26 protein-coding genes and 1 pseudogene are annotated in these 23666 nt (G+C 33.3%); 7 read left to right on the forward strand and 20 right to left on the reverse strand.

From position 1 onward, the window contains the following. A pseudogene (locus EV01_RS0108860) lies at positions 1-893 on the reverse strand (glutamine--fructose-6-phosphate transaminase (isomerizing)); the annotation flags it as partial. An 81-nt stretch (positions 894-974) separates the two neighbouring features. Then, positions 975-1220 carry a photosystem I iron-sulfur center protein PsaC gene (psaC, locus tag EV01_RS0108865; RefSeq protein ID WP_007099573.1) on the reverse strand — a complete coding sequence of 82 codons (246 nt, stop codon included), beginning with the start codon at positions 1218-1220 and terminating at the stop codon, positions 975-977. 133 nt (positions 1221-1353) lie between these two features. Here psaC and acpP point away from each other — a divergent pair, with 133 nt between their 5' ends. The 3 genes from acpP to tkt are packed head-to-tail and all read left to right on the forward strand — an operon-like array spanning position 1354 to position 4894. Next, positions 1354-1593, forward strand: a complete 240-nt coding sequence (gene acpP / locus EV01_RS05275; protein ID WP_002808065.1) for an acyl carrier protein — start codon at positions 1354-1356, stop codon at positions 1591-1593. Positions 1594-1599: 6 nt separating this feature from the next. After that, positions 1600-2844 (forward strand): beta-ketoacyl-ACP synthase II, encoded by a 1245-nt coding sequence (fabF, locus tag EV01_RS05270; RefSeq protein WP_032517941.1) that lies wholly within the window; start codon positions 1600-1602, stop codon positions 2842-2844. Positions 2845-2887: 43 nt separating this feature from the next. Further along, positions 2888-4894 carry a transketolase gene (tkt, locus tag EV01_RS05265; RefSeq protein ID WP_032517943.1) on the forward strand — a complete coding sequence of 669 codons (2007 nt, stop codon included), beginning with the start codon at positions 2888-2890 and terminating at the stop codon, positions 4892-4894. 12 nt (positions 4895-4906) lie between these two features. Here the strand turns inward: tkt and thiC are convergent, their stop codons facing one another. The 5 genes from thiC to ruvB all read right to left on the reverse strand — a co-directional run bounded on the left by thiC (position 4907) and on the right by ruvB (position 9714). Next, positions 4907-6277 (reverse strand): phosphomethylpyrimidine synthase ThiC, encoded by a 1371-nt coding sequence (gene thiC / locus EV01_RS05260; RefSeq protein ID WP_032518509.1) that lies wholly within the window; start codon positions 6275-6277, stop codon positions 4907-4909. 203 nt (positions 6278-6480) lie between these two features. Beyond that, the gene (locus EV01_RS0108870; protein WP_032517946.1) at positions 6481-6696 is read right to left on the reverse strand and encodes a DUF3188 domain-containing protein; all 216 of its coding nucleotides are present in this window, start codon (positions 6694-6696) and stop codon (positions 6481-6483) included. Beyond that, complete coding sequence (locus EV01_RS05255; RefSeq protein ID WP_032517947.1) at positions 6693-7877, reverse strand: amidohydrolase; 1185 nt, start codon at positions 7875-7877, stop codon at positions 6693-6695. Before EV01_RS05255 ends, EV01_RS0108870 begins: the two co-directional genes overlap by 4 nt. Before the next feature lie 3 nt (positions 7878-7880). After that, positions 7881-8669 (reverse strand): tetratricopeptide repeat protein, encoded by a 789-nt coding sequence (locus EV01_RS05250; RefSeq protein ID WP_032517948.1) that lies wholly within the window; start codon positions 8667-8669, stop codon positions 7881-7883. Continuing rightward, positions 8656-9714 carry a Holliday junction branch migration DNA helicase RuvB gene (gene ruvB, locus EV01_RS05245; protein WP_032517949.1) on the reverse strand — a complete coding sequence of 353 codons (1059 nt, stop codon included), beginning with the start codon at positions 9712-9714 and terminating at the stop codon, positions 8656-8658. Before ruvB ends, EV01_RS05250 begins: the two co-directional genes overlap by 14 nt. A gap of 52 nt (positions 9715-9766) precedes the next feature. Between ruvB and smpB the strand changes: the two genes are divergently transcribed. Then, entirely contained in the window at positions 9767-10261 is a 495-nt protein-coding gene (gene smpB / locus EV01_RS05240; RefSeq protein ID WP_032517951.1) for an SsrA-binding protein SmpB, read from the forward strand. A 24-nt stretch (positions 10262-10285) separates the two neighbouring features. On the opposite strand, the gene EV01_RS05235 is transcribed toward smpB, so the two are convergent. The 6 genes from EV01_RS05235 to EV01_RS05210 form a co-directional block, all read right to left on the reverse strand. Further along, positions 10286-10534 carry a hypothetical protein gene (locus tag EV01_RS05235; protein ID WP_011377252.1) on the reverse strand — a complete coding sequence of 83 codons (249 nt, stop codon included), beginning with the start codon at positions 10532-10534 and terminating at the stop codon, positions 10286-10288. Positions 10535-10562: 28 nt separating this feature from the next. Further along, positions 10563-12101, reverse strand: coding sequence for a lysine--tRNA ligase (lysS, locus tag EV01_RS05230; RefSeq protein WP_032517952.1), 1539 nt, complete (start codon positions 12099-12101; stop codon positions 10563-10565). Positions 12102-12151: 50 nt separating this feature from the next. Further along, the gene (gene rpaB / locus EV01_RS05225) at positions 12152-12898 is read right to left on the reverse strand and encodes a response regulator transcription factor RpaB (RefSeq protein WP_032517953.1); all 747 of its coding nucleotides are present in this window, start codon (positions 12896-12898) and stop codon (positions 12152-12154) included. 184 nt (positions 12899-13082) lie between these two features. Continuing rightward, positions 13083-13601, reverse strand: a complete 519-nt coding sequence (locus tag EV01_RS05220; protein ID WP_032518080.1) for a hypothetical protein — start codon at positions 13599-13601, stop codon at positions 13083-13085. Continuing rightward, positions 13601-14350, reverse strand: a complete 750-nt coding sequence (gene mreC, locus EV01_RS05215; protein WP_032517954.1) for a rod shape-determining protein MreC — start codon at positions 14348-14350, stop codon at positions 13601-13603. Before mreC ends, EV01_RS05220 begins: the two co-directional genes overlap by 1 nt. A 4-nt stretch (positions 14351-14354) precedes the next feature. Then, positions 14355-15407: a rod shape-determining protein gene (locus tag EV01_RS05210; RefSeq protein WP_032517955.1), complete on the reverse strand. Its 1053-nt coding sequence runs from the start codon at positions 15405-15407 to the stop codon at positions 14355-14357. A 131-nt stretch (positions 15408-15538) separates the two neighbouring features. Between EV01_RS05210 and EV01_RS05205 the strand changes: the two genes are divergently transcribed. Further along, positions 15539-15910 carry a single-stranded DNA-binding protein gene (locus tag EV01_RS05205; RefSeq protein ID WP_032517956.1) on the forward strand — a complete coding sequence of 124 codons (372 nt, stop codon included), beginning with the start codon at positions 15539-15541 and terminating at the stop codon, positions 15908-15910. On the opposite strand, the gene EV01_RS05200 is transcribed toward EV01_RS05205, so the two are convergent. Together EV01_RS05200 and ahcY are read right to left on the reverse strand one after the other, a co-directional pair. Then, complete coding sequence (locus EV01_RS05200) at positions 15907-16566, reverse strand: DedA family protein (RefSeq protein WP_032517957.1); 660 nt, start codon at positions 16564-16566, stop codon at positions 15907-15909. The genes EV01_RS05205 and EV01_RS05200 overlap by 4 nt on opposite strands. Positions 16567-16568: 2 nt before the next feature. Then, positions 16569-17987, reverse strand: coding sequence for an adenosylhomocysteinase (gene ahcY, locus EV01_RS05195; RefSeq protein ID WP_032517958.1), 1419 nt, complete (start codon positions 17985-17987; stop codon positions 16569-16571). A 51-nt stretch (positions 17988-18038) separates the two neighbouring features. On the opposite strand from ahcY, the gene tsaE reads away from it, so the two are divergent. Further along, complete coding sequence (gene tsaE / locus EV01_RS05190; RefSeq protein ID WP_032517959.1) at positions 18039-18476, forward strand: tRNA (adenosine(37)-N6)-threonylcarbamoyltransferase complex ATPase subunit type 1 TsaE; 438 nt, start codon at positions 18039-18041, stop codon at positions 18474-18476. On the opposite strand, the gene EV01_RS05185 is transcribed toward tsaE, so the two are convergent. Then, entirely contained in the window at positions 18434-19432 is a 999-nt protein-coding gene (locus EV01_RS05185) for a carbohydrate kinase family protein (RefSeq protein ID WP_032517960.1), read from the reverse strand. The two genes, tsaE and EV01_RS05185, sit on opposite strands and share 43 nt — an antisense overlap. A gap of 88 nt (positions 19433-19520) precedes the next feature. On the opposite strand from EV01_RS05185, the gene EV01_RS05180 reads away from it, so the two are divergent. Further along, positions 19521-20435: an alpha/beta fold hydrolase gene (locus EV01_RS05180; RefSeq protein WP_032517961.1), complete on the forward strand. Its 915-nt coding sequence runs from the start codon at positions 19521-19523 to the stop codon at positions 20433-20435. Here EV01_RS05180 and EV01_RS05175 read toward each other — a convergent pair. The 4 genes from EV01_RS05175 to EV01_RS05160 all read right to left on the reverse strand — a co-directional run bounded on the left by EV01_RS05175 (position 20420) and on the right by EV01_RS05160 (position 23666). Further along, entirely contained in the window at positions 20420-21418 is a 999-nt protein-coding gene (locus tag EV01_RS05175) for an RpoD/SigA family RNA polymerase sigma factor (RefSeq protein ID WP_032517962.1), read from the reverse strand. The two genes, EV01_RS05180 and EV01_RS05175, sit on opposite strands and share 16 nt — an antisense overlap. A gap of 101 nt (positions 21419-21519) precedes the next feature. After that, positions 21520-22926, reverse strand: a complete 1407-nt coding sequence (gene mgtE, locus EV01_RS05170) for a magnesium transporter (RefSeq protein WP_032517963.1) — start codon at positions 22924-22926, stop codon at positions 21520-21522. A gap of 43 nt (positions 22927-22969) precedes the next feature. Next, the gene (locus EV01_RS05165) at positions 22970-23299 is read right to left on the reverse strand and encodes a CrcB family protein (RefSeq protein WP_032517964.1); all 330 of its coding nucleotides are present in this window, start codon (positions 23297-23299) and stop codon (positions 22970-22972) included. A 1-nt stretch (position 23300) separates the two neighbouring features. Continuing rightward, the gene (locus EV01_RS05160) at positions 23301-23666 is read right to left on the reverse strand and encodes a fluoride efflux transporter FluC (RefSeq protein WP_032517965.1); all 366 of its coding nucleotides are present in this window, start codon (positions 23664-23666) and stop codon (positions 23301-23303) included.

The following is a 23666-nucleotide window of genomic DNA, read 5'->3' on the forward strand; positions in this document are numbered from 1 at the left end:
GGATAGTTGATTTGATATTGACCATTATCTATATTTTTAGTTAAATAATTTTCCAGCCAGTTTTTTGCAGTCTCAGGCTGATCATATATCTCTTTTAACATGTAATGCTTGAAATTCATCTTATCCATTATTTGATCTGAGACTTTTAAAGAAACTGGATTTCGATATTGTCTCTCGTTATTTGAGTCATATATTTCAATTCCAAGTGGAGTTAGTAAAGCTATTTCTTCATCCTCCATAGGCAGAATAATATTCGTAAAGTTTGCAATAGCTGGAGTATCACTAGCACAAATAAATTCTCCTTCACCCAAACCAATAATCAAGGGCGCTTGTTTTCTTGCAACTACCAAAGAAGTAGGAGCTCCAGCCCATAAAACTGCCAAGGCATAAGATCCTTCTAAATCAGATATTACATTTCTCACAGCTACTAGTAATGTTGAACCATTATTCTCGAGATTAAGTTTATTTAATACATTCAACTCTCTTCGAATTAGATGGGGAATTACTTCAGTATCTGTATCAGAATTAAAAATAATACCCTCTTTCTCTAATTTATTTTTTAAATCTTGAAAATTTTCAATAATACCATTTTGAACCACAGCTATGGTTCCTGAACTATCAGTATGAGGATGAGCATTTTTGACCTCAGGCTTACCATGAGTTGCCCATCTAGTGTGTCCGATCCCGACAGTACCAGGAATATTCTGATAATTAAGATTACTTATTAAATTCTTCAGTTTTCCCTCTGCCTTATTACAAGAAATACAATTTGTCTCCGAATTGATTATTGCAATTCCTGCAGAATCATAACCTCTATATTCAAGTTTTTCTAAACCATTCATTAATAATGGTAAAGCTTTTTTATATCCAGTTACAGCGACTATTCCGCACATACGAATTTTTTTTTTCAATTATATTGAAATAAAATGCGTAATTATTAAAAAATGGACTCTCTTAAAACTGCACTATAAAAACTAATATGCTAAGCCCATGCTTCTTGAAGTCTCATCTCCTAAATAAACACGAATACTTAAGAAATCTGTTGGACATGCCGTTTCACATCTTTTGCAACCTACACAATCTTCTGTTCTAGGAGAAGAAGCTATTTGGCCAGCTTTACAGCCGTCCCAAGGAACCATTTCTAAAACATCAAGTGGGCAAGCCCTTACACATTGGGTACAACCAATGCAAGTGTCGTAAATTTTAACTGCGTGTGACATGTAAAAATTGTCTTTTGAACCTCGTTTTATAATACTATTGTCTTACAAAGAAATTAAAAAAATTAAGATATACTTCACTCTTGTTAACTCTAGGGCATAAAATCATATAGATAATTAGTAAATTTCAGAAACTATGTCACAAGAAATCCTTGAAAAAGTCTGTTCTATTGTTTCAGAACAATTAAGTGTTGAAGCAGGAGAAGTAAAATCAGATTCAAATTTCCAAAATGATTTAGGTGCAGATTCTTTAGATACAGTTGAACTCGTGATGGCTTTAGAAGAAGCATTTGATATTGAAATCCCTGATGAGGCAGCTGAAGGGATTGCAACTGTTGGCGATGCAGTAAAATTCATCGAAGAAAAAAAAGGTTAATAAAGAATGCCAAATTTCCATCGAGTAGTTATTACTGGTATCGGAGCAGTTACTCCAATTGGTAACAACATTGATGAATATTTAGTCGGTCTTCAAACAGGCACTAATGGTGTCTCAGATATTACTCTCTTTGATCCTGAACAACATCCTTGCAAGTTTGCAGCAGAAGTTAAAAATCTTCAATCTGAAAATTTTATAGAAGCAAAAGAATCCAAAAGATGGGATCGTTTTTCCCAGTTTGGAGTTATTGCAGCGAAGCAAGCCTTTACTGATTCTGGACTTGAAATTACTGAAGCTAATGCATCAAGAATTGGAGTAATTATTGGTTCTGGTGTTGGAGGCTTACTAACTATGGAAAGTCAAGCTCAAATATTGAGTCATAAAGGGCCTAAAAGAGTAAGTCCATTTACAGTCCCAATGATGATTCCAAACATGGCAACTGGATTGGCTGCAATCGCTTTAGGTGCAAAAGGACCAAGTTCCTCTGTTTCAACCGCTTGCGCTGCTGGTTCAAATGCAATTGGTGATTCGTTTAGATTACTCCAACTTGGAAAAGCAGATGCAATGATTTGTGGAGGAGCAGAAGCAAGTATCACGCCTCTTGGAGTAGCTGGTTTTGCCAGTGCAAAAGCTCTTTCTTCTAGAAATGACAGTCCTCAAACTGCTAGCAGACCTTTTGATGCAGAAAGAGATGGATTTGTTATTGGAGAAGGATCTGGAATTCTTGTTTTAGAAACTTTAGAAAATGCAAAGAAAAGGAATGCGAGAATTTATGCAGAAATAATTGGGTATGGAACAACATGTGATGCTCATCATATTACTGCTCCATCTCCAGGCGGAATTGGAGGCGCCAAAGCTATCAAATTAGCAATAGAAGACGCTAGTCTTAGCCTTGAAAAAGTTGATTACATTAATGCTCATGGAACAAGTACATCAGCTAATGATAAAAATGAAACTTCTGCAATTAAATCTATTTTTAGAGACAGATCTTACCTCATTCCTGTAAGCTCTACTAAGTCGATGACTGGTCATCTCTTAGGAGGCTCAGGAGGTATAGAAGCTGTAGCTTGTATACTTTCTTTGACACATAATTTTATCCCTCCTACAATTAACTACGTCAATCCAGATCCTGAATGTGATCTTGATTATGTACCAAATAATGCAAGAGAAACTCAAGTAAGAGCTGCTCTTTCTAACTCTTTCGGCTTTGGTGGTCACAATGTTTGCCTTGCTTTTAGCAAAATGAATTGAAGACAACCAATTCTGTATTTCCAACTTAACTTTTTTTAAAACAATGGTCGCTGCATCTGTTTCATTAGAATCACTTTGTGTAAATAGTATAAGAATGCTTGCTGTAGATGCAGTAAATAAATCTAATAGTGGACATCCTGGATTGCCAATGGGGTGTGCTCCTATGGGTTATGCATTATGGCAAAACATTCTTAATCACAACCCTAATAACCCAAAATGGTTCAATAGAGACCGTTTTGTATTATCAGCTGGTCATGGCTGTATGCTGTTATATTCTTTGCTTCATTTGACAGGATACAAATCAGTTTCCATAGAAGATATTAAAGAATTTAGGCAATGGGGATCAAAAACTCCTGGACATCCAGAAACATTTGAAACTGAAGGAGTTGAAGTTACAGCTGGGCCTCTTGGAGCAGGAATTTCAAATGCAGTTGGTTTAGCAATAGCTGAAACTCACTTAGCAGCTAAATTTAATAAGCCTGATTGCAATATCGTTGATCACTATACTTACGTAATAATGGGTGATGGCTGTAATCAAGAAGGCATCGCATCAGAGGCCTGCTCATTAGCTGGGCATCTTAAGCTTGGAAAATTAATTGCACTCTATGACGATAATCAAATTACAATTGATGGGAGAACTGATGTTTCCTTCACCGAAGACGTTTTAAAAAGATACGAAGCTTATGGATGGCATGTACAACATGTTGAAGATGGGAATCATGATATCAAGGGAATAACTGAAGCTATCGAAAAAGCAAAATTAATTACAAACAAACCTTCAATTATAAAAATCTCTACAACCATAGGTTATGGTTCGCCTAATAAATCAGACACGGCTGGAATTCATGGAGCAGCTGTTGGAGAAGAAGAAGCTAAATTAACTAGAGAGTTTCTAAACTGGGAATATCCTCCATTTGAAATACCAGATGAAGTATATGAACATTTTAGAAAATCAATAAATAAAGGCGAAAACTTAGAGAAAGAATGGGAATCTAAATTTGAAGAATATCAAAAAAAATATCCGTCAGAAGGAGCAGAGTTAAATAGGATGCTAAAAGGGCAATTACCTGAGAATTGGGACTCCGATCTTCCTTCTTATACTCCTGAAAATAAAGGGCTAGCAACCAGAAAACATTCACAAATATGTTTAGGTGCTTTAGGACCTAATCTGCCTGAATTAATTGGAGGATCCGCAGATTTAACTCACTCCAACTATACAGATATAAAGGGAGAAACTGGATCATTTCAGCATCATAGTCCTGAAAAAAGATATTTACATTTTGGTGTGCGAGAACACGCCATGGCGGCCATACTTAATGGCATCGCCTATCATAATAGTGGTCTTATTCCTTATGGCGGAACATTCCTTGTTTTCGCTGATTATATGAGAGGTTCAATGAGGCTTTCAGCCCTAAGCGAATTAGGAGTTATTTATGTATTAACTCATGACTCAATTGGTGTTGGAGAAGATGGTCCAACACATCAACCTATCGAGACTATCCCTTCTCTCCGAGCTATGCCAAACATGCTAGTTTTTAGACCAGGAGACGGGAATGAGACGAGTGGGGCTTATAAACTTGCTATTCAAAATCGAAAAAGACCTTCAGCACTTTGTCTAAGTAGACAAGGTATGCCAAATCAAGAAAATACCTCAATTGATAAAGTTGCATTTGGCGGTTATGTAGTTTCTGATTGTGAAGGAACGCCAGATCTAATATTTATTGGTACTGGAAGCGAACTAAATCTTTGTATTGAAGCAAGTAAGGAAATTTCTAAATTAGGTAAAAAAATTAGAGTTGTATCTATGCCTTGTGTAGAACTTTTCGAAGAACAAGAGGAAACTTACAAAGAGAGTGTTTTACCTAATAGTGTGAAAAAGAGAGTTGTGGTTGAAGCAGCCCATTCGTTTGGTTGGCATAAATATACAGGTTTTGATGGGATTTGTATAACTATGGATAGGTTTGGTGCATCAGCGCCAGGTGGAGAATGTATGAATAACTTTGGATTTACTGTCGAAAATGTAGTTAATAAGACGAAAGAAATTCTATAAATATTTTGATTGCTACACTGAAGTATTACATTCTTCAAGTTTACCTTTTAATTGATCAAGAGACTCATCAGAAATTTTTGAATTCATTGGACAATGTTTAGGTCCACACATAGAACAAAATTCAGCTTTTTTAAAGATTTCTTCAGGTAATGTCTCATCATGATATTGCTTTGCTCGTTCTGGATCTAATGACAGTTCAAATTGTTTATTCCAATCAAAGTTATACCTTGCATGACTAAGTTCATCATCTCTATCACGAGCTCCAGCCCTATGTCTTGCTATATCAGCAGCATGGGCAGCTATCTTATAAGCAATTAATCCTTCTCGCACATCTTCTGCATTGGGGAGACCTAAATGTTCTTTTGGGGTTACATAACATAACATAGATGTTCCATACCAACCAGCCATCGCTGCTCCAATAGCACTTGATATATGGTCGTAACCAGGAGATATATCTGTTACCAATGGGCCAAGGACATAAAAGGGAGCTTCTGAACATTCCTCCATTTGCTTTCTAACATTAAACTCAATTTGATCCATAGGTACATGACCAGGACCCTCAACCATAACTTGTACATTATGTGCCCACGCTCTTCGAGTAAGCTCTCCTAAGGTCTTCAATTCAGCTAATTGAGCATCATCAGACGCATCATGCAAACATCCAGGTCTGAGTGAATCTCCTAAAGAAAAAGTGCAATCATATTTCTTGAAAATCTCACATATATCATCAAACCTTGTATATAGTGGATTTTGCTTAAAATGATGCAACATCCATTGAGCCAAAATCCCCCCTCCTCTACTTACAATTCCAGTAATTCTTCCTTTTACTTTTGGCAAATGCTCTATTAATAATCCAGCATGTATAGTTTGATAATCTACGCCTTGCTGGCAATGTTTTTCAATAATATGAAGAAAATCATCTTCAGTTAGTCTATCTATTGAGCCATGTACGCTTTCTAAAGCTTGATATACAGGAACTGTTCCTATCGGAACAGGTGATTCGTGAATAATTGCTTGTCTTACTTCATCTAAATTTACTCCTCCTGTAGAAAGGTCCATCACCGTATCAGCACCATATTTAACAGCTAGCTTAAGTTTTTCTACTTCTTCATTGATATCACTTGCATTAGGGGAAGCACCAATATTTGCATTAACTTTACATCTGGAAGCAATACCTATAGACATTGGCTCAAGATTCAAATGATTAATATTAGCTGGAATGATTAATCTTCCTCTTGCTACCTCTTCCATAATTAAAGAAGAAGGTAGATTCTCTTTTTTAGCAACAAAATCCATCTCTTCAGTAATATAACCGCTCCTTGCAAAGTTCATCTGTGTTACATTGTCTTTCCCAAGGCGAGGCTTAATCCAGGAACTTCTCATAATTTATGAATTTTTAAAAGTGTTATTACTAAAGTTTGATCAAATTTCCACTTCCCTGGATCAAGATTAAGGATTCAAGATTCAGGTTCAAAGGGTATGATCTCAGCTAAGTTAAATTTCTTAGCACCCCTAGTATTAATATTATTATTAGCTCTTTTCTAAAAAATAGTCATCACATATTGCGTAAAAATAAATAAAGTATTTTATTTACCTTTCTGATAAGACTTTATCCTTGTTAAGATATTTTTTCTATCTAATCTTCTTTGTATATCTTTCCCCAAAATAATTGAAATGCCCATTAAACCGATAGGCAAATAGAATATCTTATTATCACCTTCCTTTGAAATAAAGCCAACAGCAGATATCACTATCATAAAGGGAGCCACAAAAGACAGAATTAATTCCTTATTAATTTTCATTTATCACCAGTATTAATTATTTCATTATTTAATTTTACAATGGATTCTGTTATCACTTTAATCCCAACAGCAATAGCTCTTTCATCTGGATCAAATTTAGAACTATGCAGTGGCGCGCATCTATTTGAGTTAGAAACACCAAGCCTAAACATAGCTCCAGGCGTTTCATTCAAAAACTCGGCGAAATCTTCAGCACCTAATGACGGTTTATGTAATTCAATAACATTTTCTTGTCCCAAAACCTTAATTCCCGAATCTCTTAGGACTTTATTAATTTTAAAATCATTATTAACTGGTGGAGTGATTTCTCTAAAAATTATTTTTGCTTCTGCTCCACAACTGCTAGCTAAAGAAGAGATATTTTCACTGAGCCAATTACCAATATTCTTAAATAATTTAAGATTAGTACATCTAACGGTACCAATTAAATTAACCTTTTCTGCAAGGACGTTGAATGCATTTCCACCATTTATCTTACCGAAAGTTATTACTACAGGATCTAAAGGATCTAATTGACGTGTTATTGATTCTTGAATGCCCGATATAACTTTAGCAGCGGCCCAAATAGCATCAACCCCTTCATGAGGTCGAGCACCATGGCCTGATTTACCTTTAATCTCTATCTTTAGCTCTCCAGCTGCTGCAGTTAAACTTCCCTCTTTTATCCCAATAGTCCCTACAGATAAATCGGGGTAGACATGAACCCCAAAAATATGGGTTAAACCATTAGTTGCACCATCCTTAATCATCCATCTAGCTCCACTAGCAATTTCTTCGGCGGGCTGAAAAATTATCCGGGTGCCATAATTAAGTTTTAAATCCTTAACAATATTTGCTACTCCTAATCCAATAGTTATATGTAAATCATGGCCACATGCATGCATAACACCATCAACTTTTGAAGAAAAACTTAACTTAGTTTCTTCAACTATTGGTAAAGCATCCATGTCAACTCTTAAACCTATCATAGGTTTATCTAAGGGCCCAAAATCAGCAACAATTCCAGTCCTACCAACTGATTCTCTAACTTTCCAACCAATTTTTTTTAAGTAACCACTTATCAAAATCGCCGTTTGATTTTCAAGTCCACTTAATTCAGGATGTGCATGGATATGTCTTCTAATATTAATTAATTCATCATTAAACGAATCAATTTTATTTAAAAACTGATCTCTATTCATTACTTATTTTAAATCTATAAAGTTCATTAAATCTTTAGTTGGTTTTGGAGGCCATCTTCTTACTTTTTTTAACCATTCCTCATCACTATACCTAGGATCTAATTCGGTTACTGCTATCCAATTACTTTCTGCCTTACCAGATTCACCCTTAGACCAATATAAAGCTGTTAAAGCTGCCCTAGCATCTGCAAAAGTAGGATATCTTCTAATTAATTTTTTTAATTCTTCTTCCGATTCATACAAATTTCCCAACTGGAAATCTGCTAAAGCCATACTCGACCTTGCCATAGCAAATCCAGGATTATATAAAGAAGCTTTTGAAAATAAATCTCTTGCTTTTTCCCATTGTGATATTGAGCCTTCAACATTAGCCAAATTATACAATGCAGAGAAATTTGTACTATCTTGAGCGATAACAAACATATAATCTTTTTTCGCTTCCAACCATAAACCCAATGCTTCCTCTGCTATACCTTTATTAATATAAGGATCTATTTCACTAGGATTTAAATTTATTGCCTTATTTTGGTCATCGATTGATCCCTCTACATCTCCCATTACAAGTCTTACATTGCCTCTATTACTCAAAGCTGCAGCATCATCTGGATAAGAAGCGAGATAGCGATTCCATTCTTGTAAAGCGATATTAAATTTTCCTCTTGAACTTAAATCTAATGCATTCTGAAACAAATTCTCTCTTAAAGATAATGAATAGCATGGTGCGATATAAAAAATATTGATAAAAACAAAAATTAATACAAAACAAACCTTAACTTTTTTAAAAGTTATCATTCTTTGAATCAATGTACTGTTTCCCTAAAGCAGTAAGCAATCTCCCTCTAGGAGTTCTTGTGAGGAAACCAATTTGGATTAAATATGGCTCAACTACAAATTCTAACATTGAAGAATCCTCACCTAAGCGAGCTGCGATTGCATCGAGGCCAGTTGGAATATTATTGTTTTGGTTTAGAAAAGATAAATATTGTCTATCTATGGCATCCAATCCTTTATCGTCTATTTGGTAAGAATTTAAAGCATTTTTAATTAATTTAACAGAAATATCATTAGTTTTCTTAACAACTTGAGCATAATCTCTAACTCGTCTTAATAATCTCAAAGCAATTCTAGGAGTTCCTCGAGATATCTTTGCTAAATCATATGATGCTTCATCATCTAAATTAAGTTTGATTAATTGGGAGAATTTAACAATTATTTGTTTTAATTCATCAGATGTATAAAATTCAATTTTCTGAGATATGCCAAATCGATCTCTTAGAGGAGCACTAATTGAGGCTAATTTAGTTGTCGCGCCGATCAGAGTAAACCTAGGAAGATTAATTGTTCTGCAACGTGCTCCTCTATTAGCTCCCATAGTTAAATCAATTCTAAAATCCTCCATTGCCGAATATAACAACTCTTCAGTTAATTTATTTAAGCGATGTATCTCATCAATAAATAAAACTTCACCTTCTTTTAATCCAAGCAGTAACCCTACAATATCTCTAGGTCTTTCAATTGAGGGTGCAGTGACTATCCTACATTTTGTTTGCATTTCATGGGCTATTAAGACAGCGAGGGTGGTCTTACCTAAACCAGGCTGTCCATATAAAAGAGTATGCTCCATAGGTTCTTTCCTGTAAATAGAAGCATCTATAGCTATTCTTAAAGAGGACTTAAGTTTTTCTTGGCCAATAAATTCTTTTAGACTAAGAGGCCTAGCTAAATTAAGATTATTATTTCTTCTGTCTTCTGGAATGATTTTTGAATCAACTAGCCTAAGTTCTTTTTTACTAAAAGAAAAGTCATTATTACCTATATTGGAGGAAATTATTGCCATAATGAAAGGTTAATTGCAATTGTTCTGAGTAGAAAGATTTTTAACAAATAAAATGGCAAAAAATTCAAATAAAGCTCAAAAAAATAAAAAAAAAGAAAATAATTATAGACATTTAGCTGAGAATAGATACGCAAAATTTCAATATGCAATATCTGAAACAATCGAAGCTGGAATTGAACTTTTAGGGACTGAAGTAAAGTCAATTAGAAATGGAAAAGCAAATTTAAGAGACGGATACTGTTCATTCAGAGATGGTGAAATTTTATTATTAAATGTTCACATTTCACCACACAAAAATGTGGGTTCTTTTTTTAACCATGATCCATTAAGAAGCAGAAAGTTATTATTACATAAAAAAGAAATAATAAAACTGAAATCCAATGCTGAAAAAAAAGGAATGACTATTGTGCCATTATCTCTTTATTTAAAAGGATCATGGATAAAACTAACTATTGGGGTTGGTAAAGGTAAAAAGTTACATGACAAAAGACAAGACGAAAAACAAAAAACTATGAAAAAAGAAATAAACTCTGCACTAAAAAGATAAAAATATTATTCAGACTTATCCAAACTATGAATCTAAACTTACTGAACTTGGGGGAGGAGAAGGGTCTGGATCCGCAATTAACATATGCTGTAAAACAGTTTCAGGTCTCTCACTATCTCTCCAGCGAATTTTGTACGCAGGCATTTTTGTGCCCCTACTTGTAGTTTGCTCTACTGGTTCAATAACCCATCCTCTTCTTGATCGGCCTTGAGGATTTCTTTTTACTACTGCATCCGCGTGTTTGAAACGGAAACCAACACGTTCACCACTCATTTAAAAAATTCGTATTGGATTGATTTATTTATTTTACTTCATGCAAGGGTAATTTTTCATTTTTTTTCGAAGTTATTTCTGGTTTTAATAATGGGAATGGGATTACGTCCCTAATTGATGGACTGTCCGTAATTATCATAATAAGTCTATCAATGCCTATGCCTAATCCCCCAGTCGGAGGCATGCCAATCTCTAATGCATTCAAAAAATCCTCATCTATGCAATGAGCTTCAAGATCTCCTTCATCTCTCAGAGATTGCTGTAATTGCATTCTTTGTCTTTGATCAACTGGATCTATTAACTCACTAAAAGCATTTGCCAGCTCACGACCAACAATAAACAATTCAAATCTCTGAACCATTTCTTTATTATCAAGATGAGGTCTAGCTAAAGGAGAAATTTCAACAGGATAATCGATAACAAAAGTTGGTTCAATAAGATGTGACTCTACTTTTTGCTCAAAGACCTCATTTAAAAGTCTTCCCATAGTATTTACTTTATTAGAAAATTCAACATTTATACTTTTAACAACTTTTTTTGCTGCTTGAAAGTTTCCATTGAAAGAATCAAAATCAATCCCTGTGTATTTTTTTACAATATCTTTCATAGAAATTCTTGTCCAAGGTTTAGAAAAATCTATTGACTGATTTTGATAATTTATAACCAAAGAACCACATGCATCTGCTACAACATCTTTTATCAATTCCTCTGTTAAATCCATCATATCGATATAGTTAGAAAAAGCCTGATAAATTTCAACTGAAGTAAATTCAGGATTATGCTTTGTACTTATACCTTCATTACGGAAAATTCTTCCTAATTCATAAACTTTCTCAAATCCTCCAACAACCATTCTTTTTAAATGTAATTCTGTAGCTATTCTCAGAAAAAGCGGAATATCTAATGTATTGTGATGAGTAATAAATGGTCTCGCTTCAGCACCACCAGCTTCAGATTGAAGAATTGGAGTCTCTATCTCTAAAAAATTTCTATTATCTAGCCAATTTCTTATAAAACTTATACATTTTGCTCTTGTTTTAAATACATTTTTAGAGTGAGGATTCACTATTAAATCCAGATAACGTTGTCTATATCTTTTTTCAATATCAGTTAATCCATGCCATTTATCAGGTAAAGGCTGCAATGATTTGGATAACATTTCCCAATTTAGGACTTTAATTGAAAGCTCACCCTTATTAGTTTTTTTAATCGTTCCATAAACGCCTATCCAATCACCAATATCTACTATCTCCTTAATATCTTCAAAAGAAAGTAATTTTTGTTTCTCTAAATTGGAATTAATAATCCTTTTATCTAAATAAAGCTGAATCTTACCTTCTTGATCACTTATTGTAAAAAAGGCAATTTTACCCATTACTCTTTTTGCCATCACTCGTCCTGCGAGAGAAACATTGAAGTCTATCTCTTGACCATTTTCTAAATAATCAAATTTTTGAATAAGAAATTTTGTAGTATGTGAAACTTTAAAACTCTCTGCGTAAGAAACAAATCCTTTACTAACGAGTAAATTAACTTTTTGTAGGCGGGCTTCTCTTATTTCAGACAAAATTTACACTTATAATTATGTTTTATTTAATAAAAGTATCAGAATAAAGCTCAACTTGCCAAAGTTGTTGCAGTTTCGCCAACTCTCTGAGATGCATAACCAATACCTCTAACAGTTAGTATTAATTCTGGATTTCTTGGATCTGGTTCCAATTTGCCTCTTAATCTTGCTACATAAACATCTACAACTCTTAAATCTGCAGCTCTACGAGGAGGATAACCCCATAACTGTTCTAATATTTCAGCTCGTGGAACAACCTTACCAGGCTCATCGAATAATAATTCTAGAAGACTAAATTCAGTATAAGTAAGGCTAATTCTTTCGCCTGCTCTAGATACTTGTCTTCGATTAGTATCGACAACTAAACTTCCAAATTTCATAACTCCTTTACCGGAAGGAACCTCTTTAGTTTCGGTAACCGATACAGTAGGACCCATCCTTCTCAAAATGGTGGCTATCCTGGCCTCTAACTCTTTTGGGCTAAATGGTTTAGATAAGTAGTCATCAGCTCCTAAGTCCAAACCTGCGACTCTCTCAGAAATTGCTTCTAAAGCAGTTAGGAATATTATTGGTACAACTGATTCAGCTCTAATTCTTCTGCAAACAGCAAAACCATCCATTTTTGGAAGCATAACATCAAGAACTATCAAGTCTGGAGAATCTCTGTGAAAAGATTCAAGAGCTTCTTCTCCATTAGTGGCCGAATAAACTTGATATCCTGCCAATTGAAGTCTTGTAACTAATACCTTCAATACTGCTGGTTCATCATCAACAACTAAGATTCTTGCTTTTGACATAGTTAAAAAAGATTTCCAGATATTTCAAAGCAAAGAATTATTGCTATGAATATTTATTCTAACAATTAAAAATATAACATTATGTACGCTCAATGAGATATTCCTAAGTTTTACAAAAACTTTTAGATTATACAAAGATATAAATATTAAAAAAAACTTTCTAGTTCTTGGCATAAGTTATTTTTTAATGTAATTTTCTCCTGGAAAATTTAAAAATTCTTATTAGTTGTGAGCAAAATAAGGGAGCAAAAAAACCTGTAAGAAAAACTTCAGCTAAAATATTTTGAAAACTGGGAATAAACATTAAAAAATTACTATCTGAAAAATTTTTAAACAAAATCTGTAAAAAATAAAAAGTCCCACATAAAAAACTTCCAAAAGAACAAACTAAACCATACCTAAAATGTCCTATCCAAAAATCACTGTGTAATTTAATTCTCCCAAACAAAAATCCACATAAAATCAAACCTGGAATTTGGGTAAAATTCCCCGCTAAAGTTATAGAGTCTAAAATTAATCCTAAAAATAAACCAAATACTAGTCCACTCATTGATCCATTAATCATTGACCAAGGCAATAACCAAAATAAGGGCCAATAAGGTTGAAAACCTAAAAATCCAAGCCAACTAGGATGCCATAAAAAAATAATTGGGATAAAAACAAAAAAAATTAATGGAATTTTTTTTTTAAAAAATTTATACATTAAATTTTTAGTTTTAAAATTTGCACCCAATCAATTGAGTGAGGTTTTGCCAAAAGTGATACTTTTATCATTTTTTTTTCTTTAAATGGCTCATCTATAGATTGAACAATCCCGATAGGGATATTTGGAGGCAATAAAGTACTAGCAGGAGAAGATGACACAAAATCTCCAACTTTTATATCCGCATCTTTTGAAAAAAGTATCAAGTTAGGAGAATCATCTCCTACACCGACCAGTAAACCATTAATTTGAATTCTATCCACCCATACACCTAACTTACTATCTGGAGAAGTTACTAAAGTTACTGACGATGTAAATAAAGAAGTATTATTTACTCTCCCTAATAAACCCCCCGGACCAATAACAGAATTACCAACTTCAACTCCATCTTTTGAACCTTTATTTAATATTATTTGTCTCCACCAACCTCCTGTTTTTCTCGAAATAACTGCAGCTGAAATATTATCATCATTAGATACTTCTTGAAGAGATAAGATTTTCCGTAATCTTATATTATCCTGTTCAAGAAGGTTTAACTTTATTAAAAATTCTTGTTCTAAACTATTAACAATAACTTCTTTTTGAAATTGACCAGGCCAAAAAGGCTTTGAAAGAAAATAATAAAAATCCTTATAAATAGATCCTTTTGATATCCTTACAAAAATAAAAAACAAAAAAATTACAAAGAAAATCCAACTTTTCTTTTTATGCCACCAACGACTAGTAGAAATTCGTCGGATATCTAACATATTATTAATCTCTTATCGCGTTCCTAATAAAATCGGGTGTATCAACTACTCTTTTAAGTTTTTTAAAATCATCTAAAACCTCCCCACAGCCATTAACTACACACAGCAGAGGGTTTTCTGCAATGTGAGTAAAAATTCCCGTTTCATCACTTAATAAATCATTAATGCCTCTTACTAAAGCTCCACCTCCTGCAAGCATAATCCCCCTATCAACAATATCTGCGGCGAGTTCTGGGGGAGTTCTTTCTAGAGTTCTTTTTACAGCTTCAACTATTTTACTAAGCGTATCAGCCATGGCTTCTCTAATTTCTCCTGATGTCAAAGTAACTGATCTAGGTAAACCAGATAAAAGATGTAAACCTCTTACCTCTAGAGTAGTTTTATCAAAATCATCATCTGGGAATGCAGATCCTATTTTGATCTTAATGTCTTCTGCAGTTCTCTCTCCAACAACTAGATTATGAACTTTTTTAAGATAAAGGGCAATTGATTCATTTATTTCGTCACCAGCTATTCGAACAGATTCACTTAATACGGTTCCACCTAAACTTAATACTGCAACCTCAGTAGTCCCTCCACCAATATCAACAATCATAGTTCCAATTGGCTCAGTTACTGGTAAAGATGCTCCTATCGCTGCTGCAACAGGTTCATCAATTAAGTGTACTTCTCTTGCACCGGCTAATCCAGCTTCTCTGACTGCTCTTCGCTCAACACTTGTTACTCCACTTGGAATACCAATCACTATTCTTGGGGCTACTAAACCCTTACCTTCATTACATTTTTGAATAAATGTTTTTATCATTTGCTCTGCCGCATCAAAATCTGCAATAACCCCATCTCTTAATGGTCTTACAGCTCTTATATTGCCAGGTGTTCTTCCAAGCATTAACTTTGCTTCTTTACCAACAGCCAATGGGACCCCTTCTTCTAAATCCATAGCTACTACAGAAGGCTCTTGTAAAACAACTCCCTTCCCTGATACATGTATAAGAGTATTGGCCGTTCCCAAATCTATACCAATGTCTCTAGAAAATTTAAATCTGTTAAAAATCACAATAAGAATTCTTTTTTATAAATAATATATCTATTTTCTGTTAAGCTCTCACAATTCTCTCGTTTGGTTATGAATAGCACGCAAAACTTTGAGCAGAAACTCAAAAAGGGAGTAGTATAAAAAAAAAATTTATGGAAATTAACACTATTAACCTAGTTGGTAGAGCAGGTAGAGAACCAGATGTCAGATATTTTGAATCTGGAAGTATCGTAGCTAATTTCACTCTTGCAGTGAACAGAAGAAGCAGAGATGAAGAGCCAGACTGGTTTAATTTAGAAATATGGGGTAAACAAGCCCAAATAGCAGCAGATTATGTTAAGAAAGGATCTTTAATTGGAATTACAGGGAGCTTTAAAATTGATAGTTGGAAAGATAAAAATACTGGTGAAGATAGATTCAAACCAGTTGTTCGAGTTGATAGATTAAACTTACTAGGCTCGAGAAAAGATTCTGAAAATAACCAATATTCAAATAACAATAATTCCAGCGAAATCCCTTTCTAATCTTTATTTTTTCTAACTAATCTAATAAGCAGTTTTATAAAAAAATATAAGAAAATTAAAATTAAAATTGGCTTCACGACATATTTGATTTGATCTAAATAAGTTTCAATTATTTGATAATTTTCACCAAAAAAATAACCTGCATATGTCAGAAGAGCAACCCAAATCAAGCTACCTAATGTAGTCCAAATTAAGAATTTTCTTAATGGCATAAGTTCTATGCCTGCAGGAACTGAAATTAAAGTTCTTATTCCCGGCACTAATCGACCCCAAAAAACCAAAGAGCTCCCATATCTTTCAAACCACCTTTTACTTTTGATTAAATCATTTGAAGAAATTCCTAAAAATTTTCCTTTTTTGTCAAGAAAGTTTGAAAGTCTTTGTTCATTTACTAATTTGCCTAAGTAATACCATGGCAAAGATCCCAGGATCGTTCCTAATAATCCCCAAAAAACTAAAATATAAAAATTTAATTTTTGTTGATAAACAAAAAACCCTCCCAATGGCATAATTATTTCCGAGGGAATTGGAGGAATTATGTTTTCCAAAAACATAGCCAAACCAATAGTGAGGTATGCGATTGTTGAATTCTTTTCAACAGCCAAACTAATGTAGTCAGGAATTGAAGTAAGAAAATTTACAAAAATTAGACTCAAACTTAGTATCTATAAAGTTCTGGTTTATAAGGACCTTCAACAGAAACATTAATATAATCAGCTTGTTCCTTAGTTAATTTTGTTAATTTTGCACCAATTTTATCAAGATGTAATCTAGCTACCATTTCATCTAAATGTTTTGGTAAAACATAAACCTCCTTAGAGTATTCCTCTGACTTATTGAAAAGTTCAATTTGTGCTAATACTTGATTAGTAAAGGAATTACTCATTACAAAACTTGGATGTCCTGTGGCACAACCTAAGTTCACTAATCTACCTTCAGCTAAAAGAATTATCTTATTACCACTCGGTAAAGTTATGTGATCAACCTGAGGCTTAATATTTTCCCATGGATAATCTTTTAATGATGCCACATCAATCTCATTATCGAAATGACCGATATTACAAACAATAGCCTCATCCTTCATCTCTACAAGATGTTGATGGGTTATTACATTGTAGTTCCCAGTGGCTGTAACAAATATATCAATATCTTTTACAACATCATCCAGAGTAACCACACTATAACCTTCCATTGCAGCTTGAAGAGCACAAATTGGATCAACCTCAGCAACCTTTACAATTGCGCCTAGTCCTCTTAGAGACTGAGCTGAACCTTTACCTACATCTCCAAATCCCATTACTAAAGCTACCTTTCCAGCAATCATGACATCGGTGGCACGCTTAATGCTATCAACTAGAGATTCTCGACAGCCATATAAATTATCAAATTTGCTCTTAGTGACTGAATCATTAACGTTAATAGCAGGGAAAGGTAAAGCATTTTGCTTTTGCAGTTGATAAAGTCTTGCAACTCCTGTTGTAGTTTCTTCAGTAACACCAATGATATTATTCTTTATTCTAGAATAGAAGTCACTATCATTTTCTAACTTAGACTTAATTGAATTAAATAAAGCGATTTCTTCTTCATTTCCAGGATTATCTAAAACAGATAAATCTTTCTCTGCTTTACTGCCGAGTATCAATAAGCCAGTTGCATCTCCACCGTCATCAAGAATCATATTTGGAGACTCTACACCCCAATCAAGGATGTAATGGGTATACTGCCAATATTCATCAAGGGTCTCACCTTTTTTTGCATATACAGAAATTCCTTTTTCAGCAATAGCTGCGGCTGCATGATCTTGAGTTGAAAAAATATTGCATGAAGCCCATTTCACTTCCGCACCAAGATCAACAAGAGTTTCTATTAAAACTGCTGTCTGAATAGTCATATGAAGACTTCCAGCTATTTTTGCACCTTTTAGTGGCTTTTCAGATTGATATTTACCTCTAAGTGCCATTAATCCTGGCATTTCTGTTTCGGCAATTTTAATTTCTTTACGACCAAAATCTGATAAGGCGATATCAGCAATTACGTAATTTGGTATGGAGGTTTTAACTGAATTTGCTATTACCATATCTAGTAAATAATTTTTCTATTAAACTATAAATGATTTTTGTGTATTTTTGTGTTTGTTGAGAATTTAAAAGAGACTTTAAATTTAGGAAATAAACTCTCACACATATTAAATCCCCAATCAATTGTTTTATTACAAGGTCCAATTGGGGCCGGTAAAACTTCATTTGTTCAAGGCATTGCCGATGGGCTATCTATCTCTGAGGACATTACAAGCCCTACATTTGCTTTATCACATCACTATAACTCTGGAAAAATTCCGCTAATTCACCTTGATTTATACAGATTAGAGGATGTTTCTTCAGCAAAAGAAGTTTTTTTTTCAGAAGAAGAAGAGGCAATGCAAAACCAAGCTATTTTGGTTATTGAATGGCCAGAATTAATAGAACCATATATTGAAAACTTCTGGAAAATAAAAATTAGTTACGCAAAAAATCATGGAAGATACTACGAGATAAGAGATCCCAAGAATTTATTAACCTTCTCATGATATGGCTGCTGCTCGATGGCGCCTTCACCAAGACAAGTCAATAATCCACAAACACATGCAAACTTAATGCAATCTTCTATCTCTAGTTCGTTTGAAGGATAGCCAGAAGAAATTAATTTTGAAATTAAGCCAGCCAAAAAAGCATCGCCTGCACCAGTTGTATCGATAATTTTTTGTGAAGTAGGAGTTGCTGTAATGCCCTGCAATCCATTGATATACCATGCAACAGGATTTTTTCCATCAGTTACTATTACATCAGGATTATTAGTCATTTGTTGAGATATTATTAAGGGATTTTCATCCCCAAAAAATAAAGTTGCTTCTTCTCTAGCAAGTTTTAAAACATTTGCATGATTTAAAAATTTCTTGATTAAATTAACTCTCGCGGGTTTACTAATTTCTGATGAAAAACTTGAATGATCCCAAAAAACCTCTCTCCAATTTAAATCAATAACTATTTTGACTTCAAATTTTTTAGCATGTTCAATAAGAAAAAAGATAGTCTCTGCTGATATTGGAGATGATAATAAGATCGTTCCCGTAACTAAATATTTTGTTTCTAGAAGATATTTTTCAAAATTTAAAATTTCTTTTTCGATAAATTTCTTGCTAAAAATTTCGTCTGCAAAGAAAGAGTGAGAACTTTCTTCAAAGCCTGAAAAAAAACGATCTCCAAACTGATCTCTATCTACATTAACCACTCGAGTAGATGAATTATTATCTAATTGCAAAAAATTTAAATTAACGTCCAATTCATTAAATTGCATTATAAATTTTTTTCCATAATCATCACTTCCCAAACATCCAATAAATATTGAATCTATTTTTAATTTTCTTAATGCACAAGCAACATTAGCTGGCGCGCCGCCCAAAAAATCTGTAAATCCCTGATTTGACTTATTTCTGATTCTGTCTATTAAGGCCTCTCCAACACACATAACCTTTTTCTTTTTCATAAAGTGAACCCTTTTCTTAACTAAGAATAATTGTTTAAAAACGAATATTTTTTTTTTGAATTAAAGTTTAATTAACAACATATTAATAGTGTCTTTAAATAAAACTGAAACTTGGAAATGGAAAAATTGGGAAATTTCTTGGTCTGTATCAAAAAAATCTCCTTTCGAAAAAAATACTAATATTTTATTAATTCATGGATTTGGGGCATCGAAAAACCACTGGAGACATAATCAAGATTTTCTTGGTAATGTTTCTAACTGCTACGCAATTGATCTATTAGGATTTGGAAAAAGCAGTCAGCCCAATGCTTTATTAGATTACGAACCTTATAAAGAAAACTCAATTAAATATTCATTTAACTTATGGGGTAATCAAATATCAACATTTTGTGCAGAAGTAATAAAATCGCCTGTTTACTTAGTAGGAAATTCAATTGGTGGTGTTATTGCATTAAAAGCTGCTGAAATCCTAAAAGATAATTGCAAAGGTGTCATTTTGATTGATTGTGCACAAAGAACAATGGATGATAAACGTTTAAAAAGAAGTGATATCTTAATGAATCTTCTTAGACCCGTCCTTAAAACGATTGTCAGGCAAAGAGTAATTAGTAATACACTTTTTTCAAGAGCTGCTAATCCAAAAATTATTAAGAAAATACTTAAACAAGCTTATCCCTCAGGAAAAAATATCGATGAAGAATTAATTGAAATATTATATAGACCCTCTAAAAGGAAAAATTCTAAAGAAGCATTTCGTGGCTTTATTAACCTATTTGACGACTATCTTGCAACAGACCTTCTCGACAAGGTTGATACTCCAATCCAATTAATTTGGGGAGAAAAAGATCCTTGGGAGTCTTTAAGCGAAGCAAAAGAGTGGAAGAATAAATTTAGGAATATTAAAAGACTAGATATTGTTAAAAATGCTGGTCACTGTCCTCATGATGAAGAACCAGAAGTAACAAATAAGTTTATATATGAATTTCTTCAGGAAACAAAATAAGCTTCAACATTATCACTAAGTCTTCGCAAACCTCTTAATCCATCTCTCTCTAGGTTTCGAACTCGATCCCTGCTTATCCCTAGTACTCTTCCAATACCTGTAAGAGACATTGGTTCATCACCATCCATGCCATATCTCATCCTCAAAACTCTGCATTGTAAATCTGGTAATTGATGAAGTAGTGAATGAAGATCTCCTCTCATACAATCCATTTCAATTTGTTCATCAGGTAAGTCTTCTCCACCCGCTAAAAGATCTAATAAAACAGTATCTTCACCATCACCAACCTTGGTTTCAAGACTAACTGGCTGTCCCGCTTTACACATCAAATCCTTAACATCTTCTTCAGGAAGTTCTACATATTTGGCAAGTTCGCTAACTGTAGGAGTTCGAGACATTTCTTGGCTCAATTCTCTTTGACCCTTTTTTAATTTATTTAACATTTCAGTTATGTGGATCGGTAATCTTATTGCTCTACTTTTTTCTGCTATCGCTCTTGTAATCCCTTGTCTAATCCACCAATATGCATATGTTGAAAACTTATATCCTCTGGCTGGGTCAAATTTTTCAACTCCCCTAACAAGCCCTATTGTACCTTCTTGTATTAAATCTAGTAACTCCATATTCCTTTTAGTATATTTTTTCGCAACACTGACCACCAATCGTAAATTCGCAGCAACCATTCTTTCTTTAGCTCTCTGTCCAGCTCTTAATCTTTTTTTTATCTGGGAGATAGATAAATTTAATTTTTTTGATAATTCTTCAGTAGTTGGTTTATCTCCCGTAATTTCGATTATTTCTAATTCAGCTCTTTCAACTTCCATGTATTCTTGGACTTGCCTACCAAGTGTAATTTCTTGCTCATGAGATAAAAGTGGTACTCTTCCTATATCTCTCAAGTATGATCGAACTAGATCAACATCGTTACTTGCTTTTAAACTCGATATAGTTGCTAATTTAGTCTCATTTAATGTTTCAGACATGAAAGTTGAATGATGTTTTGTAAACAATACCATTAAGAAATGTAAAGTTAAACAAAAAAATCCACAAATTTACAAAAATGAGAATAAATACCTATTTAATTTTATAGAAATTGGCTAGTTAATAGCCATTTTGCAGTACTCAGGTAAATAAATACACCTGCGATGTCAGTAACAGTCGTTATGAAAGGAGAGGACATCAATGCCGGATCCAACCTCATTCTGTCAAACAGCAAAGGAAGAATTGCTCCTGTGGTTGCTGCTAAGGTTGTTATCGAAATGAGACTTATGCCTACTGCATATGCTATTAAAGGCCCTTCTCCTTGCCACCAAGCGAAAGGAAATATAAATAGCATCATCAAAACCCCAAGGAGAGCCCCTGTTATCGCTTCCCTAACTACTGCTTTAATTGCACCAAGAGACTTCAATTTTTGTGTACTCAAACCCCTAATAACAACAGTAGAGCTTTGAGCGCCAACATTTCCCCCCGTACCTATTAGCAATGGAATAAAAGCAGCTAGCAAAACTATTTCTTTTAAGATTTGATCATTCATTGCAATAACTTTTGTAGTTAAACCGTTTGCTAGAACCAAAATTAACAACCAAAGAATCCTTCTTCTGGCAATTGTGAATAAACTACTTTGGAAATAATCATCCTCATCACCAGATTGAACAGCGCCTGCAGCATAAATATCTCGAGTTGCTTCTTGCTCAATAACGTCAATTAAATCATCGACAGTTACTATTCCAACAAGTCTTTTTTCTTTATCGACAACCGGGAGAGCTAAAAAATCATACCTTTGTATTGCCCTTGCAACTTCTTCTTGATTAGTATTTGTGGAAATATTAACGACATCTTTTGTCATCACATCTCCTATTGGCTTAGAAGGATCTGCTGTTACGAGGTCTCTCAACGAAAGAATACCAGTTAAATGTCTTTCTTTATCTGTTACATATAAACTGTAAATAGTTTCTGTAAATGGAGCTCTTTTTCTTACTAAAGTTAAAGCCTCTGCAGCTGTCTGCATCTCTTTAAGATCAATAAATTCAGTAGTCATCAATCTTCCAGCAGTTTCAGGCTCATATCCAAGCAATTCCGCTGTTACTTTCCTTTCTCCAGGACTAAGGGCAGACAAAAATTTTCTTACGACTTTTGCAGGCAACTCATCAAATAGTTGAACCCTATCGTCAGGTGACATTTTTTCCACAATTTCTAAAACTTCTCCTGAACGAAGCCTGTCCAATAATGTTTGCTGAACTATTGGATCTAAATATTCATAAACTTCTATTGCCTCATTTTTCTTTAATAATCGAAATGCTAACGCTTGCAATATTAATGGAAGACTGCCAATAGCATCAGCAATGTCAACTGGTTGAGAAGGTTCTAGTATTAATTTTGCTTCATCATAATTGCCTGCAACAAGCAATTCTTCAAGTTGGATAGTGATATTTTCTCTAGCACTTAGATCTGAAGATAAGGATGTAATCGACTCTATTTTACTTTCGTTCATAGATATAAATCATTGTCAATGTATTAACAATATTATAAGAAATCTAACTAATTTTTCTACTAATCCAAAACCCCAAATACATCACAAATAAATTTAAAATAATGATCAAATTAGAAAAAATTATAAATTTAATCCAATCTCCTTGATTTAAAAACTGATACAAAAAATATATAAATCCACTAAAAGATGTAAAACAGGGAAAGAAACCATGAAAAAAAAATTTTTCGGCTGAGTAACTTAATCTTCTGCTGATAATAAAACCAAAAAAAAATGACCCAACTATTGAAATAATGAAATTATTATCAAAAAATAATCTAAAAAAAGCGCCTATATAAGATGCAAAAAGAAAATAAATTAAATTTTTTATTTTCATTTTAAAAAGATTTAATAAGAAAATAACCTAAATAAAATAATAGAAAAGAAAAAACTATTACTTCTATGAAGTGAAAAAATAAACTTAAATATTTCTTATTCTGAAATAAAATAAATAACTGATAGATAAAAGAAGAAAATGTACTAAAACATCCTAAAAATCCAGTGTAAAATAACAATAATATATTTTGATTAATAAAATTTAATGCTACTAAAATACCTAATAAAAAAGATGCTATGAAATTGACTATTGAAGTATTTTGAATATCAATTCCTATTCTTATTTTAAAATTATTCTGAATAAATATTCTCAGTATTAATCCAAAAGTACTCCCGAGTAAAAAAATACTTGCTGAAGTCAGATCCAA

The organism is Prochlorococcus marinus str. MIT 9401 (assembly GCF_000760095.1).
Classification (GTDB): Bacteria; Cyanobacteriota; Cyanobacteriia; order PCC-6307; family Cyanobiaceae; genus Prochlorococcus_A; species Prochlorococcus_A marinus_I.